Genomic DNA, 13,984 nt, shown 5'->3' with positions numbered 1-13,984 from the left:
TATGCAGCTTTACATGATGGGCCTCAATTACAAGACTGCCGATGTGGATGTGCGTGAATCGGTTGCCATCAGCAGGCCCCACCTTGCGAGCGCACTGTGCTCGCTTGCCGGCCGCGAGGGCATTCGCGGCGCGGTAATCCTTTCCACGTGCAATCGTTCCGAATTCTACGTCGATGCGGAAGACCCCGCGCTGGCGCGTGCGGGCATTAGGGAGTTCCTTAGGGAGTACCGACGCGTCGACCTCGACGAGCTCGAGCCGCATCTCTATCGCCGCGAGGGCTTCGAAGCCGTTCATCACCTGTTCAGCGTCGTTTCCTCGCTCGACTCGATGGTGCTGGGCGAGCAGCAGATAACCGGGCAGGTGCGCAATGCGTTTCGCCAGGCCATGCAGGCGGGCACGTGCACGATGGTGCTGGCGCGCATGTTCAGGCAGGCGCTTACGTGCGGCAAGCGCGTGCGCAACGAGACGAGCATCAGCGAGAACCACGTGTCGGTGTCCACGGTGGCCATCGATGTGGCGCGCGAGCAATTCGATTCGTTCCACGACAAGACGGTGCTCATCGTGGGCTCGGGCGAAATGAGCGAACTTGCTGCCCGGTACCTGCAGGAACAGGGCGTGAAATCCTTCATTGTCTCGAGTCGCACGTACGCTCACGCATGCACGCTGGCAACCGAGCTATGCGGAACCGCCCGCCAGTTCACCGAACTCCCCGAGCTGCTTCAGCAGGCCGATATCGTCATTTCGTCTACCTCGGCCCCGCATTACGTCATCGTGCCGTCGCTGCTTCAGGGGTGCAAGGAGCGCGTGCTCATTCTCGACATCGCCCTTCCGCGCGACGTCGACCCGGCTTGTGGCGAAATTCCCGGCGTTACGCTCTACGACCTCGATGGCCTGAGCGAGATTATCGCCTCCAACCAGGAGAAGCGTCGTATCGCGGCCGATGAGGCACGCGCTATCGTGGAAGATGAGACGCGATCCTTCCTGGCATGGGTGGGCGAGCATGCCGTGGTTCCCACTATCAAGAAGATGCGCGGCGATGCCGAAGCCGTGCGCACGCGCGAAGTCGAGCGCATGGTGAAATGCCTGGACGCGAATCTCTCGCCCGAGGACCTGCATGTCGTGGAATGCGCGACCAGGGCCATCGTGAGCAAGATTCTGCACGAGCCCACGGTGCGCCTGAAGCAGAGCGCCGCGCACAACAAGGATTTCGAATGCGTCGAAGCCGTGCGCTATCTGTTCGGCTATAGCGAGGGCATGGTGGAGCATTCCCGCACGCTCGCTGAAAACGTTGAATCCGTGGGGGCTGGCGTTGCTGCTCCTCATGCGATTCCCCCGCATCCCATCCCGCATGAGCATTTCACGTTCGGAGCGGGCATGAACCCGCATATGTCGGAAGCCGACATGAAGGCCATGTGCGAAGGCCTGATGGCTACCGTCTCCAAGAACGCTTAATTTCGAAGGCAATACGAGGAGGTACTTCTGTGGAGAAGCAGACTATTGTCCTGGGCAGCCGGGGCAGCAAGCTTGCTCTATGGCAGACGAATTACGTGAAGGGGCTTCTGGAAGCGGCGGCTCCCGAATACGACTACCGCGTCGAGGTCATTCACACGAAGGGTGACAAGATCCTTGACGTCGCGCTTTCCAAGATTGGCGACAAGGGACTGTTCACGAAGGAGCTCGAGCGTGCGCTCCTCGATGGTTCCGTCGACCTGTGCGTGCACTCCATGAAGGACATGCCCACGGTTCTGCCCGAGGGCCTTGCCATTACGGGCGTACCCGTTCGCGCGAATCCCGCCGATGCGCTTGTCACGCGCGACGCGCGGGGTTCCCTGATGGACCTTCCCGCTGGTGCACGCGTGGCGACGGGTTCCCTGCGCCGTACGGCCCAGCTCCGTCGTCTTCGTCCCGATATCGAGCCATGCGAGATCCGCGGCAATATCGACTCGCGTATTCGTCGCATCGTCGAAGGCGAATTCGATGCGGGCGTGCTTGCGTGCGCCGGTATCGAGCGTTTGGGAATTCCCAACGTCATTGCCCAGGTCATTTCCACGTCGGACATGATTCCCGCAGTGGGGCAGGGCGCAATCGCCATCGAGACGCGCCAGAACGACGATCTCATTGCCTCCCTGTGCGCTGCCATCACCGACGAGGCGACCATGCGTGCCGTTCGCGCCGAGCGCATCGTGCTGCGCGCCTTGGAAGGCGGCTGCCAGGTTCCCATGGGCGTGCATGCCCATGAGGTGGAGGGCGACGGCGGCGAGGCTGCATTCGTCATGGATGCCTTCGTGAGCTCGCTCGACGGTGCTCGCTTCGTGCGCGCCCATCGCGAAGGCGCGTTGGCGGAAAGCGAAGCCGTTGCTCAGTGCGTTGTAGACGACCTGCTCGCTGGTGGCGCGGGCCCGATTCTAAGCGAGCTGCGATGAGTATGGAAAATGCATCCCTGGTATACCTGATTGGCGCTGGCCCGGGCGACCCTGGCCTGCTCACGTGCCGCGCACGTGAGGTGCTCCAGACCGCCGACGTCGTTATCTACGACTATCTTGCGAGCGATGCGGTGATGCGATTCGCCAATGGCACTGCCAAGCGCATCTTCGTGGGCAAGAAGGGCTTCTCTCAGCACGTCACGCAAGAGCAGATCAACGAGTGCCTCATCGAGGAGGCGCAGCGCCCCGGGCTCGTCATTGCCCGCTTGAAGGGCGGCGACCCGTTCGTGTTCGGTCGTGGTGGCGAGGAGGGCCTGGCCCTGCGCGAGGCGGGCATTCCGTTTAAGGTCGTTCCCGGCGTTACCGCCGGCGTGGCTGCGCCCGCATACGCGGGCATTCCCGTCACGCATCGCGGCGTATCCACGTCGGTCACGCTCGTGACAGGGCATGAAACCCCCGATAAGAACGAGTCGGGCATCAATTGGGAAATGCTCGCGAAGGGCGCCGATACCCTGTGCTTCTACATGGGCATTCGCGATCTTCCCGTTATTGCCGAAAAGCTCATGCGTTTCGGGCGCCCCGCGGAAACGCCCGTCGCCCTGGTGCGCTGGGGCACGACGGCCAAGCAGGAAACGCTTGTTGCCACGCTCGAGACGGTGGTCCAGAAGGTACGTGAGGCGCAGTTCAAGGCCCCGGCGATTATCGTGGTGGGCGATGTGGTGTCGCTGCGCGATAGCCTTTCCTGGTTCGAATGCGCGCCTCTGTTCGGCAAGTCGGTCGTCGTGACGCGCTCGCGCGAGCAGGCGTCGGCTCTTTCCGAGCGCCTTTCTGCCAAGGGCGCCGATGTAGTGGAGTTCCCCACGATCGAGATTGCGCCGCGCGAACTCGACGAATCTGCGAGCGCTGCCATCGATGGCCTGGAAGCGGGCGCGTACGATTGGGTGGTCTTTACGAGCGCCAATGGCGTGGCCTGCTTCTTCAGCATGCTCCGTGCGGCGGGGAAGGACTCGCGTGCGTTTGCGGGAAGCAAGATCGCCGCTATCGGCCCCGCCACGGCCGATGCCCTGGCATCCCGCGGCCTGGTGGCCGACCTCGTGCCGCCTCGCTTCGTGGCAGAAAGCGTGGTGGAATCCCTGTCTGGCGCTTGCGACCTAGCCCATGCGAACGTGCTCATTCCGCGTGCGTCCGAAGCGCGCGATGTGCTGCCCGCCTCGCTACGCGAAGCGGGTGCGAACGTGAGCGTGGTGCCCGTGTACGACACGGTCATGCCCCATGACGGGGAAGCGGCCAGTCTCATCGAGCGCCTTCGCGCAGGTGACGTGAGCGCCGTGACGTTCACGAGCTCTTCCACCGCGCGAAACTTCGCCACCTTGGTGCGCGAGCAGTGCGAGCCGGGCGAATGGCCCTCGCTGCTGCATGGCGTTCAGCTGGCGAGCATCGGCCCTATCACGAGCAATACGATGCGCGAAATGGGCATGGAGCCTTCCTGCGAGGCTTCCGCGTATACCATTCCCGCGCTTGCCCAAATGGTTGAAGACGTTCTGTCTAACGAGAAGGAGATTTACTAGTGATCGGCATTTCTAAACTGTACTGCGGTTCCGTCGAACCCAGCGATGTCCTGCGTTACAAGCGCCAGTCGAAGGAGCTGCCGAGCGGTTTGCTGCAGTTCTCGAAGGACAAGAAGCCCGTTGTGGTGTGGAACTGCACGCGCACGTGCAACCTGAAGTGCGAGCATTGCTACGCCCAGTCCGACGGCCATCGCTACGACCAGCTCAGCACCGAGGAAGCCAAGGTCATGATCGACGATCTGGCTGCGTTCGGCGCGCCCGTGCTGCTCTTCAGCGGCGGCGAGCCCACCATGCGCCCCGACCTGCTGGAGCTCATGCATTACGCCAAGAGCAAGGGCATGCGCGTGGTCATTTCCACGAACGGCACGCTCATCACGCCGGAGCTCGCCAAGCAGTTCGCGGAAGTGGGTCTGTCCTACGTGGGCGTTTCGTTCGATGGCGACCCCGAAACCCACGATAGGTTCCGTGGCGTGGAAGGCTCGTTCGATCGCGCTCTGCAGGGCCTTAAGAACAGCCAGGCGGCTGGCATCAAGGTCGGCCTGCGCTTCACCATCAACAAGCACAACTGGCGCGAGATCAACGACATCTTCGACCTCATGCAGCGCGAGGGCATCAACCGCGCTTGCTTCTACCACCTGGTGTATTCGGGCCGCGGCACCGAAATGATGGACGAGGACCTCTCGCACGAGGAAACGCGTCAGGCCGTGCGCCTCATCATGGACCGCACCAAGCAGTGGTTCGACGAGGGTGGCAAGCCCGAAATCCTCACCGTCGACAACCATGCCGACGCGCCGTTCGTATACATGGAGCTTCTGAAGGAAGACCCCGAGCGTGCCGAGAAGGTCATGCAGCTTCTGCAGTGGAACCAAGGCAATAGCTCGGGTAATGGCATCGGCTGCATCAGCTGGGATGGCGAGGTGTACGCCGACCAGTTCTGGCGTCACTACAGCTTCGGCAACGTGAAGGACCGTCCGTTCAGCGAAATCTGGAGCGACGTGAGCCGTTCCGACGAGCGCAGCGAGCTCATGTTCCGCCTGAAGGACAAGCGCCCGTGGGTTAAGGGCCGTTGCGCCGATTGCCGCTGGCTCGACGTATGTGGCGGAAACTTCCGCGTGCGCGCCGAAGCTGCCACGGGCGATTTGTGGTCCGCCGACCCTGCCTGCTACCTCACCGATGAGGAAATCGCCAAGCACGACGACGATCCCGAGAAGCGCGTCGTCGAGGCTCCCGCATACGAAAACTAGGTTGAAAGTATCCGGCAGCGCTCGGGAGGGCGCTGCCGTCGAAAGAAGATGATCACATGCAGTACGGTACGTTTCCAGCATATCGCCCGCGTCGCATGCGCGATGGCGAGCTTGCGCGCACGATGATTCGCGAGACCGCGCTTTCCGCGGACGACTTCATCTACCCGCTGTTCGTGAAGCCCGGTTCGGGCCTGAGGGACGAGATTCCCTCGATGCCCGGCGTGTTCCAGGTTTCGCTCGATCGGCTCATGGACGAGGTAAACGAGCTTCTGGAACTCGGGGTGCACTACGTGCTCTTGTTCGGCATTCCCGCCGGCAAGGACGAAGTGGGGTCTTCCGCCTGGGATGAGCATGGCGTGGTGCAGGAAGCCTGCCGCATCATCCGCGCGCAGGCGCCTTCGATGTACGTCATCTGCGATGTATGCATGTGCGAGTACACGAGCCACGGCCATTGCGGCAAGCTCGACGAAGACGGCTATGTGAACAACGACGCGACGCTCGAGCTCCTTTCGCGCGAGGCCGTGAGCATGGCGCGCGCCGGCGCCCATATGATCGCGCCGTCGGACATGATGGATGGTCGCGTGGGTGCCATTCGAAGCGCTCTCGACGAAGCGGGCTTCGAACGCGTGCCCATCATGAGCTATTCCACCAAGTATGCGAGTGCCTTCTACGGGCCGTTCCGCGATGCCGCCGACAGCACGCCGTCGTTCGGCGACCGTCGCGCGTACCAGATGGATCCGGCTAACGCCGAAGAGGGCGTGCGCGAGGCGTTCTACGACATCGCCGAAGGCGCCGACATGGTGATGGTGAAGCCTGCGCTCTCGTATCTCGACGTGCTGCGTCGCGTGAAGAGCGAGACGGGTTTTCCCACGGTCGCGTATAACGTGAGCGGGGAATACTCGATGGTGAAGGCCGCTGCCGCGCAGGGCTGGATCGACGAGAGGCGCGTCGTGCTGGAGCTTCTGCTAAGCATGAAGCGCGCTGGCGCCGACATGATTATCACGTATCACGCTAAAGAAGCCGCTCGTTGGCTTTCTGAGTAGGGGTTTCAATGACGAAAGAGTTTCTGGGGGAAATGACGGCCCTGCAGCGCATGGCCCAGTCCGCGCGCGACGAGGCTGCCGCTGCGGGCAAGCTCACGGGCGAGCAGCCGAAGCAGGGCGGGCATCCTTCGTGGGTTCCCAAGGTGGGCAAGCGTCCCGAGTGGACGAAGAAGCTGGGTGGCAAGGGCAAGCCTGGAAAACCTGGCAAGCCCGGCGCGCATCCCGAGAGCGTAGCGGGCCGCGGATATCGCCCTGGCGGCGGCGCGGCGGCGCAGGCGTACAAGGAGCGTACGGGCATTCAGGCTCCGCGCATCGTGGCCTGGGAAATCACGCGTAGCTGCAATCTGTCTTGCGAGCACTGCAGGGCGGCGGCCGAATTCGGGCATTACCCGGGCGAGCTTTCCCTCGAGGAATGCAAGGCGGTCATCGACGACATCGCCAGCATCACCAACCCCATTCTCATCCTCACGGGTGGCGAGCCGTTCATGAGGCCCGACATCTGGGAGATCATCGACTACGCGCGCGAGGCGGGCTGCATGCCCGTCATCGGCACGAACGGCACCACCATCACCGAGGAAATCGCGCAGAAGATGGCCGAGCATCACATCGGCCGCATCAGCATTTCGCTCGATTTTCCCGATGCGGAACGCCATGATGCCTTCCGAGGCCAGCAGGGGAGCTTCGATGATGCCGTGCGCGGCATCAAGCTTGCTCAGAAGCATGGCGTTGGCGTCCAGGTGAACACGACGGTGACGAAGAAGAATGCCGAGTGCCTGGAGGAAATGCATGACATGGTGCGCGGCTTGGACGCCGTGGCGTTTCACCCGTTCCTGCTCGTGCCCACGGGCCGCGGCGAGAGCCTGCGTGAGGTGGAGCTTACGCCCGAGGAGTACGAAGAGGTTCTCACCTGGGCGTATTACAAGCAGAAGACGTCCCCTCTGCATTTCAAGCCTACCGATGCGCCCCAGTACTACCGCATTTCGCATCAGCGTCTGCGCGAAGAGGGCGACACGTCCACGGCCGAGGAGTACGGCCTGAATGCCATGACGCGCGGCTGTCTGGGCGGCATCTCGTTCGTCTTCATCAGCCACGTGGGCGACGTGCAGCCGTGCGGCTACTTCGACATGCAGCTTGGCAATGTAAAGGAAACGCCGTTCAGCGAAATCTGGACCAATTCCCCCGTGTTCAACGACTTGCGCGATTTCGGCAAGTTGAAGGGCAAATGCGGTGCCTGCGAGTACCGCGGCGTATGCGGCGGCTGCCGTGCGCGCGCCCTGTCCGCAACAGGCGACTATATGGACGAGGAGCCGTACTGCAGCTACGTCCCCCGTTCGATGCGCGAAGAGGGGCAGGACGACGGCACGGTCAAGCTGCCCGCGTTCGCCATGGGCGCGATCTGCAGCGAGGCCCCGGTTATGCAGGAGGGCAGCGTTGATGGCCGCTAGCGAAGAGCTGAAGGCTCAGCTGCTCGACGTCATCCAATCTGGGTTCCCGCTGCAGCGCAGCCCCTATGCCGCGTTGGCTGCCCAGCTTGGGGCCGGTGCCGAGGACGTATGCGATGCGCTTGCCGCGCTCTATGCCGAGGGCAGCGTCAGGCGCACGGGCGCGTCATTCGACTCGCGCAAGCTTGGGTATACCTCGACGCTGTGCGCGCTGGCCGTTCCCGGTGGGGAAGAGCAGCTGCGCGCCGCTGCGGAGGTCGTGAATGCCTATCCGGGCGTCACGCATAATTACGGGCGCCAGAACAGGTACAACCTCTGGTTCACGCTTATCACGCGTTCGGCCGAGGAAAAGGAGCGCATCCTTTCCGAAATCAAGCAGACCACGGGTTGCGATGACTTGCTGGACATGCCCGCATCGCGCATGTTCAAGATTCGCGTCGATTTCGGGTCGGCGCGCCGTCATGCCGGGAAAACGCCGGCTGCTCGTGACGAGATGCCCGATGCTAAGCCGTTCGATGCTGCGAGCGAGCTCGACGTCGCATTGGTGCGCTGGGCGCAGGGCGATATCGCGCGCGATGCGCAGGGAGGCATCGTGCCGGAGCCGTTCGACGAGGCGGCGCGTTTCGTGTCGGCCCAGGTGGGCCGTGACGTTTCCGCCGACGACATCCTCGTGCGCCTACGAGAGCTCAAGGCTCTGCGTGCCATCAGGCGCTTTGGCGTCATGGTCCGCCACCAGCGCATTGGCTTCGCGTTCAACAGCATGACCGTGTGGGATATTCCCGACGACCACGTCGAGGAAGCAGGGCGCCTGTTTGCCTCGAAGGATTTCGTGAGCCATTGCTACGTGCGCCCGCGTATGGAAACGTGGCCTGCGAATATGTATGCTATGACCCATGCGCAAAGCGAAGAGGAGATGGCCGATCATATCGCCGAGCTCGCACGTGCCTTGGAAGAGGCTGCCGTGCCTTGCTCGCGCCATTTCGCGCTTACCACGACGCATGAGTTCAAAAAGGTTTCGATGACGTATTTCGCGTAGTCTAGCTGCGCATTTGAGGAGCATTTGCTATGAAACACAGCGTATCCCAGCAGGATTTCCAGAAGGCGTGCGCTTCTATTCCCGGTGGCGTCAACTCGCCCGTCCGCGCGTTCGCGAACGTCGATTGCAGCCCCGTGTTCTACGACCATGCCAAGGGAAGCCATGTGTGGGACGTCGATGGCAACGAGTACGTCGATTTCATCTGCAGCTGGGGTCCCATGATTCTGGGCCATCGCCCTGCGGCGGTCGACGCCGCCGTGCGCGCTCAGCTCGATAGGGGCGTGAGCTATGGTGCTCCGTGCGAAGCGGAAATCGAGATGGCGCAGGAGATTTGCCGTATCGTTCCCGCCGCCCAGAAGGCACGCATGGTTTCGAGTGGAACCGAGGCCACGATGAGCGCCATTCGCCTCGCACGAGGCTTCACGAATCGCCCGAAGTTCATCAAGTTCGAGGGCAATTACCATGGCCACTCCGACGCGCTCCTCGTTTCCGCGGGCAGTGGCGTTGCAACGTTTGGCATTCCCGGCACGCCCGGCGTTACCGAAGGGGCCGTGGCCGACACCATCGTGCTGCCGTACAACGACCTCGATGCGGTCGAGGCTGCATTCGCGGCACATCCTGGCGAAATCGCCTGCATTATCGTCGAGCCCATCGCGGGCAACATGGGCGTTGTCGCTCCTGCGGAAGGCTTCCTGGAGGGCTTGCGCGAGCTGTGCACGAAGAATGGTGCGCTCCTCATCTTCGATGAGGTCATCAGCGGTTTCCGTGCCGCATTGGGTGGCGCGCAGGAGCGTTATTCCGTGCTTCCCGACCTGTGCACGTTCGGCAAGATCATTGGCGGTGGGTTCCCCGTGGGCTGCTTTGCGGGCCGTGCCGATGTCATGTCGTACCTTGCCCCCGAAGGCCCCGTGTATCAGGCGGGCACGCTTTCTGGCAATCCCGTTGCCATGGAAGCTGGCCTCGCCCAGCTGCGAGAACTGCAGAAGCCAGGTGTGTACGAGCGGCTCGAGGCTCTGGGCGAGCGCCTGGAAAAGGGCTTGAACAACGCAATCGAGCAGACGTCTACGCATGCGTGCGTGAATCGCGTTGGCTCCCTTGCCACGCTTTTCTTCACCGATGGCCCCGTGCGCAATTGGAACGATGCCGCTGCGTGCGATACGGACATGTTCGCGCGCTATTTCCGCGGCATGCTCGATCGCGGTTACCTCATTGCGCCAAGCCAGTTCGAGGCGCTGTTCCTCAGCATCGCACATACTGAAGAAGAAATCGATGCATTTACTACGGCAGTAGTAGAGGTTCTTGCGGAAATTGCGCGTTAGCCGATTCGGGCGGAGCGCCCTCGTGCGCCCGTGTTAGGATTATCCCCGCTGGTTATCCAGCGATACTTGCCCCCTTCGTCTAGCGGCCAAGGACACCGGCTTCTCAGGTCGGAAACGCAGATTCGAATTCTGCAGGGGACACCATAGCGCATGAAAAACGCGGGCTCGAATTCGGGCCCGCGTTTCTTGTTGCCTAATGTGGCGTATGGCTAGCTCAGGAAGTCGTCGAGAATTTCCTGCTCCGCTTCCTCCTCGGTGAGGCCGAGCGTCTGGAGCTTCACGATCTGGTCGCCGGCGATCTTGCCGATGGCCGCCTCGTGCATGAGGATGGCGTCTTCGCAGTCGGCTTCGATGGCGGGCACCGACTTCACCTTGCCGTTGCCGATGAGGATGGAGTCGCACTGCACGTGGCCGCGGCATGCGGCATTGCCGATGACGAGCGGGCTGAACACCTGGCGCGAATTATCCTTCGCGACGCTGCGGCTGATTACCTGCACGCTGCTGTCGTCGCCGTTCAGTTCGAAGAGCATGTTGCTTTCGGCGAACTGGTCGTCGTGCGTCATGAGCTTTTCGGTGACGATCATCTTCGCGCCGTCGGCCAAATCGGCTTCCGTTTCGCGCTTGGTGCTGGTAACGCCGGCGAGCTGGGTGAGGTCCATCTCGCAGAACGAGTTTTCGGACATGTGCACTTTCGTGACGGGGTTCAGGATGCGCACGCCGTCGGCTGCGCCCTCGCCGTAATGGGCTTCCGTGTACTTCACGCGCGCGCCCTTGCCGATAAAGAACTCGTGAATGCCGTCGTGCTGACTCTGCTCGTGCGCGCCATTGTGGATGCCGCAGCCGGCCACGATGGTGACGTCGCTGTTCTCGCCAACGTAGAAGGTGTTGTACACGACGTCCTTCACGCCCGCCTTCGTCACGATGACGGGGATGTACACGGTTTCGCCGCGCGTGCCGGGCTTGATCTTGATGTCGATGCCGGGAACGCCCTCTTTCGTGGCGATTTCGATGAACGCGCTGCTGGAGCGCTCGACGAGTTCGCCGTTACGCCTGATGTTGAACGCGCCCTTGGGCATGCCGTGCAGTCCGGAAATGGTGGAGAGCAGGTTCTCGTCGATGGGGGAAAGGTCTACTGCCATGATTGCCTCCTAGCAGTTGGTGTTGATGTCGCCCGTGTTGATGTTGGTGGGCGCCGTGAACGTGCATGCTTCGTTGGGGTTGGTGCGGTGCGCCAGGTGAAGGTGGGGCATAACCTCTTCGAGCGTGCCGCGCTTGTCGATCTTTCCCTTCTTCAGGAGCACGATTTCGTCGGCGAGCTGGATGATGCGCTCCTGGTGGCTGATGATCATGATGGTATGGCCTTCGCGCGCCTCGTGGATGTCGCGGAACGTGCCGGTAAGGCGGTCGAAGCTCCACAGGTCGATGCCCGCTTCGGGCTCGTCGTAGATGGCCAGCTTGGGGTTGCGGGCGAGGAGCGTGGCGATTTCGATGCGCTTGACTTCGCCGCCGGAAAGGTTCTTGTCGACTTCGCGCGTGAGCCAGTCGGCGCTGCAGAGGCCCACCTTGGCCAGGTATTCGTTGCATGCGAACATGGGAAGGCGTTCGCCAGCTGCGATTTCCAGCAGCTTCTTGACCTTCATGCCCTTGAAGCGCGGCGGCTGCTGGAAGCCGTAGCCAATGCCCAGCTTCGCGCGGTCGCTGATGCTCATGTTCGTGATGTCGGTTCCATTGAACAGAATCTGGCCGCTCGTGGGCTGCTCGATGCCCATGATGAGCTTCGCCAGCGTGCTCTTTCCTCCACCGTTCGGGCCCGTAATGACGACGAATTTGTTGTCGTCGATGCGAAGGGTGAGATCGTCGATGATACGCTTGGTCTCGGTTGACCCCTCTGATACGGGTACGTCAAATACTACGTTCTTAAGCTCAAGCATCTAACGTCCTCTCGTCTATGCGTCTGTGCTTTTAGCAGTTCGATTCGGTATTGTATCCGAACAGGTGGGAAGCTCCAATGGATATTATCTGGACGGGAATAGTCCTGTAATGCCATACCGTATAATTAATGGGCTACAGGAAAGAAGGTGGATGCCGTGTCGGAAGAGAAAGCGTTTAACCTTATAACGGTAAGCGACGACGAAGCGGATGACGTGGTCGTCCAGGCTGGGGCCGTGCCGGCTGCCCAGCGCTCTTCTCATGACGTCCCCTGTAACCCGGCCGAATCCCACGTTGCCCTTCAGGAAGAAGCTCCTGGGGAAAGCGACGAGCTCACGGAAATGCTCCAGAACGCTTCCGAAGAAGACCGCAAGGCATATGCTCGTCACCTGAAGGCGAAGGCCCGACGCGAAGCCGATGCGCTCATCACCTCCGAAGACGATTTGCATGTTGCAACTCCCTTCGCCCGCATGCGCGCTATCATCATCGTCGTCGGCGTCCTTATGGTCGTGGGTGCCGTGGCGTATTGGATGTTCACTCATCCCGCATAGAAAACGCTCGTTACACGCTCGAAAGGTGGATGCGCCAAATGTCCAAGCAAAACACGCATGGTGCTAGCGAAAGCGAAGAGACTATTATTTCGAACGAAGAGGAAATCCAGTCGACCGAAGAGCTCGACGAATCCGTTCCCGCCGATGCTCCCGTGGAAGATGCGGAGCAGGAAGCGCCCCAGCAGGACGAAGCTGATGAGGTCTCCTCTGCTTCCAGCGATGCGGAAGATGACGAGGCTTCTTCCGACGAGGCAGGGGAAGAGTTTGCCGAGTCCGTTCAGGAAGGCGCTGATAGCGAGTTCCCCACGCCCCACGCATTCGGCGTGGAGGGGGAGCGCTCCCGTTCCAACGGCGACGATGGCGTAGATGGCCTTCCCTTCGATTCCGATCACCTGTGGGATCCCACCGAAAATGGCGAGGAGTTCCTGGGCGGTTCTGCCGACAGCATCGTCGACGACGCCCAGCGCGATTACTACGAGTACGGCGACAAGATGCACACCGTGCGCGCCGACGTCGTGGAAGAGGGTGCCGCGCCCGCTCGCGGAAAGCATGGGCGTCATGGCAAGTCGAAGCCCACGCGCAAAGAGCGCCTGGCGGCCATGCCCGAGCATCAGCGCAAGTCGCGCCGCATGCGTCGCGTTCTGCTCGTGGTGGTAATCGTGCTCATCGCGCTTCTGGGTGCCATCGTGTATCTGGGCTACCAGTTCTACAATACGGCGTCCGAATTCAACGTGCAGCAGGGCACTAGCTCCACCACCGACGTCATCCAGTCTTCCAGCAACTCCAGTGGCAAAGACGCCTCTTCGGGCAACACCAAGGTTACCGACGTTCCCGACCTGGTGAGCATTCTGGGCCTCACGCAGGATGAAGCCATCGCGAAGATCGGCCACGGTGCCGTTGTTTCGCCCACGTCGTCGACCTCGGGCGAAGAGGGCGCTCCCGTAACCACGAACCTCACGGTCATGCTCACCGACGAGCCCGCCGATTCGAAGTCGGGCACGCCCACGGTTTACCTCACCATCTCGGAAGAGGGCACCGTCGTGCGCGCTGGCTACACCGCTGCCACGGCCAGCCTGGGCTATGGCGACCTGAGCTTCTCCGATGCCGTAAGCAACGAGCACGTCATCGAGAAGACGCTTAACGAAGCCGGCCTGAACGTAGCCGACGGCTCCGTTTCCCTGCCCGACGCTTCCCAGTACACCACGTATGCCACCGATGGCACCACGCGCGTATTCGAGAAGTGCTCCTTCGACGGCAGCTCCACCGTTGGCGGCGCTACGTATAACTGGTCTTCGGTGCTTTCGTACGATTACACCGCTGCGAACACGAGCGGCAACCTGGCCGATACCGTTCGCCAGATTACCATTTACATTTCTGCGGCTTAATGGTGTTTTATTCTTCGAAGGCTGCGAAAGAGCTATAATTCAT

The 13,984-nt window shown here is 61.7% G+C and carries 12 protein-coding genes and 1 tRNA gene; 11 read left to right on the top strand and 2 right to left on the bottom strand.

What is annotated here, in order from left to right; genetic code table 11:
- Window position 1 precedes the first annotated feature (1 nt).
- The 9 genes from hemA (at window position 2) to AC04P6_RS03270 (ending at window position 10,220) form a co-directional block, all read left to right on the top strand.
- Window positions 2-1,453: a glutamyl-tRNA reductase gene (gene hemA, locus AC04P6_RS03310; RefSeq protein WP_475565175.1), complete on the top strand. Its 1,452-nt coding sequence runs from the start codon at window positions 2-4 to the stop codon at window positions 1,451-1,453.
- 29 nt (window positions 1,454-1,482) lie between these two features.
- The gene (gene hemC / locus AC04P6_RS03305) at window positions 1,483-2,424 is read left to right on the top strand and encodes a hydroxymethylbilane synthase (protein ID WP_475565174.1); all 942 of its coding nucleotides are present in this window, start codon (window positions 1,483-1,485) and stop codon (window positions 2,422-2,424) included.
- Window positions 2,425-2,426: 2 nt separating this feature from the next.
- Entirely contained in the window at window positions 2,427-3,992 is a 1,566-nt protein-coding gene (gene cobA, locus AC04P6_RS03300; RefSeq protein WP_475565173.1) for a uroporphyrinogen-III C-methyltransferase, read from the top strand.
- The gene (ahbC, locus tag AC04P6_RS03295; protein ID WP_475565172.1) at window positions 3,992-5,236 is read left to right on the top strand and encodes a 12,18-didecarboxysiroheme deacetylase; all 1,245 of its coding nucleotides are present in this window, start codon (window positions 3,992-3,994) and stop codon (window positions 5,234-5,236) included. Before cobA ends, ahbC begins: the two co-directional genes overlap by 1 nt.
- Before the next feature lie 56 nt (window positions 5,237-5,292).
- A complete protein-coding gene (gene hemB / locus AC04P6_RS03290) occupies window positions 5,293-6,279 on the top strand; it encodes a porphobilinogen synthase (protein WP_475565170.1) in 987 nt (328 codons plus the stop codon).
- 8 nt (window positions 6,280-6,287) lie between these two features.
- Window positions 6,288-7,724 carry a radical SAM protein gene (locus AC04P6_RS03285; protein WP_475565169.1) on the top strand — a complete coding sequence of 479 codons (1,437 nt, stop codon included), beginning with the start codon at window positions 6,288-6,290 and terminating at the stop codon, window positions 7,722-7,724.
- The gene (gene ahbB, locus AC04P6_RS03280; RefSeq protein ID WP_475565167.1) at window positions 7,714-8,757 is read left to right on the top strand and encodes a siroheme decarboxylase subunit beta; all 1,044 of its coding nucleotides are present in this window, start codon (window positions 7,714-7,716) and stop codon (window positions 8,755-8,757) included. The genes AC04P6_RS03285 and ahbB overlap by 11 nt, the downstream gene beginning before the upstream one ends.
- Window positions 8,758-8,786: 29 nt before the next feature.
- Window positions 8,787-10,076, top strand: coding sequence for a glutamate-1-semialdehyde 2,1-aminomutase (hemL, locus tag AC04P6_RS03275; protein ID WP_475565165.1), 1,290 nt, complete (start codon window positions 8,787-8,789; stop codon window positions 10,074-10,076).
- Between the two features lie 68 nt (window positions 10,077-10,144).
- Window positions 10,145-10,220: transfer RNA gene (locus tag AC04P6_RS03270), tRNA-Glu, on the top strand.
- A gap of 65 nt (window positions 10,221-10,285) precedes the next feature.
- On the opposite strand, the gene AC04P6_RS03265 is transcribed toward AC04P6_RS03270, so the two are convergent.
- Together AC04P6_RS03265 and AC04P6_RS03260 are read right to left on the bottom strand one after the other, a co-directional pair.
- A complete protein-coding gene (locus AC04P6_RS03265) occupies window positions 10,286-11,215 on the bottom strand; it encodes a SufB/SufD family protein (protein ID WP_475565163.1) in 930 nt (309 codons plus the stop codon).
- A gap of 9 nt (window positions 11,216-11,224) precedes the next feature.
- The gene (locus AC04P6_RS03260) at window positions 11,225-12,007 is read right to left on the bottom strand and encodes an ATP-binding cassette domain-containing protein (RefSeq protein ID WP_475565162.1); all 783 of its coding nucleotides are present in this window, start codon (window positions 12,005-12,007) and stop codon (window positions 11,225-11,227) included.
- A gap of 156 nt (window positions 12,008-12,163) precedes the next feature.
- Here AC04P6_RS03260 and AC04P6_RS03255 point away from each other — a divergent pair, with 156 nt between their 5' ends.
- Window positions 12,164-12,556 carry a hypothetical protein gene (locus tag AC04P6_RS03255; protein ID WP_475565161.1) on the top strand — a complete coding sequence of 131 codons (393 nt, stop codon included), beginning with the start codon at window positions 12,164-12,166 and terminating at the stop codon, window positions 12,554-12,556.
- A 38-nt stretch (window positions 12,557-12,594) separates the two neighbouring features.
- The gene (locus AC04P6_RS03250; RefSeq protein WP_475565160.1) at window positions 12,595-13,941 is read left to right on the top strand and encodes a hypothetical protein; all 1,347 of its coding nucleotides are present in this window, start codon (window positions 12,595-12,597) and stop codon (window positions 13,939-13,941) included.
- Window positions 13,942-13,984 lie beyond the last annotated feature (43 nt).

The sequence above is a fragment of the Denitrobacterium sp. genome, from assembly GCF_056180635.1.
Note: the sequence above shows the minus strand (reverse complement) of the source record. Positions and strands in the feature narration are given on the sequence as shown.

What these genes read in the sequence shown, in the direction of transcription:
- ahbB (WP_475565167.1), top strand. Translation starts at nt 7,714, where the DNA reads ATGGCCGCTAGCGAAGAGCTGAAGGCTCAGCTGCTCGACGTCATCCAA.
- AC04P6_RS03260 (WP_475565162.1), bottom strand. Translation starts at nt 12,007, where the DNA reads ATGCTTGAGCTTAAGAACGTAGTATTTGACGTACCCGTATCAGAGGGG.
- cobA (WP_475565173.1), top strand. Translation starts at nt 2,427, where the DNA reads ATGGAAAATGCATCCCTGGTATACCTGATTGGCGCTGGCCCGGGCGAC.
- hemA (WP_475565175.1), top strand. Translation starts at nt 2, where the DNA reads ATGCAGCTTTACATGATGGGCCTCAATTACAAGACTGCCGATGTGGAT.
- AC04P6_RS03285 (WP_475565169.1), top strand. Translation starts at nt 6,288, where the DNA reads ATGACGAAAGAGTTTCTGGGGGAAATGACGGCCCTGCAGCGCATGGCC.
- AC04P6_RS03250 (WP_475565160.1), top strand. Translation starts at nt 12,595, where the DNA reads ATGTCCAAGCAAAACACGCATGGTGCTAGCGAAAGCGAAGAGACTATT.
- hemL (WP_475565165.1), top strand. Translation starts at nt 8,787, where the DNA reads ATGAAACACAGCGTATCCCAGCAGGATTTCCAGAAGGCGTGCGCTTCT.
- hemB (WP_475565170.1), top strand. Translation starts at nt 5,293, where the DNA reads ATGCAGTACGGTACGTTTCCAGCATATCGCCCGCGTCGCATGCGCGAT.
- AC04P6_RS03265 (WP_475565163.1), bottom strand. Translation starts at nt 11,215, where the DNA reads ATGGCAGTAGACCTTTCCCCCATCGACGAGAACCTGCTCTCCACCATT.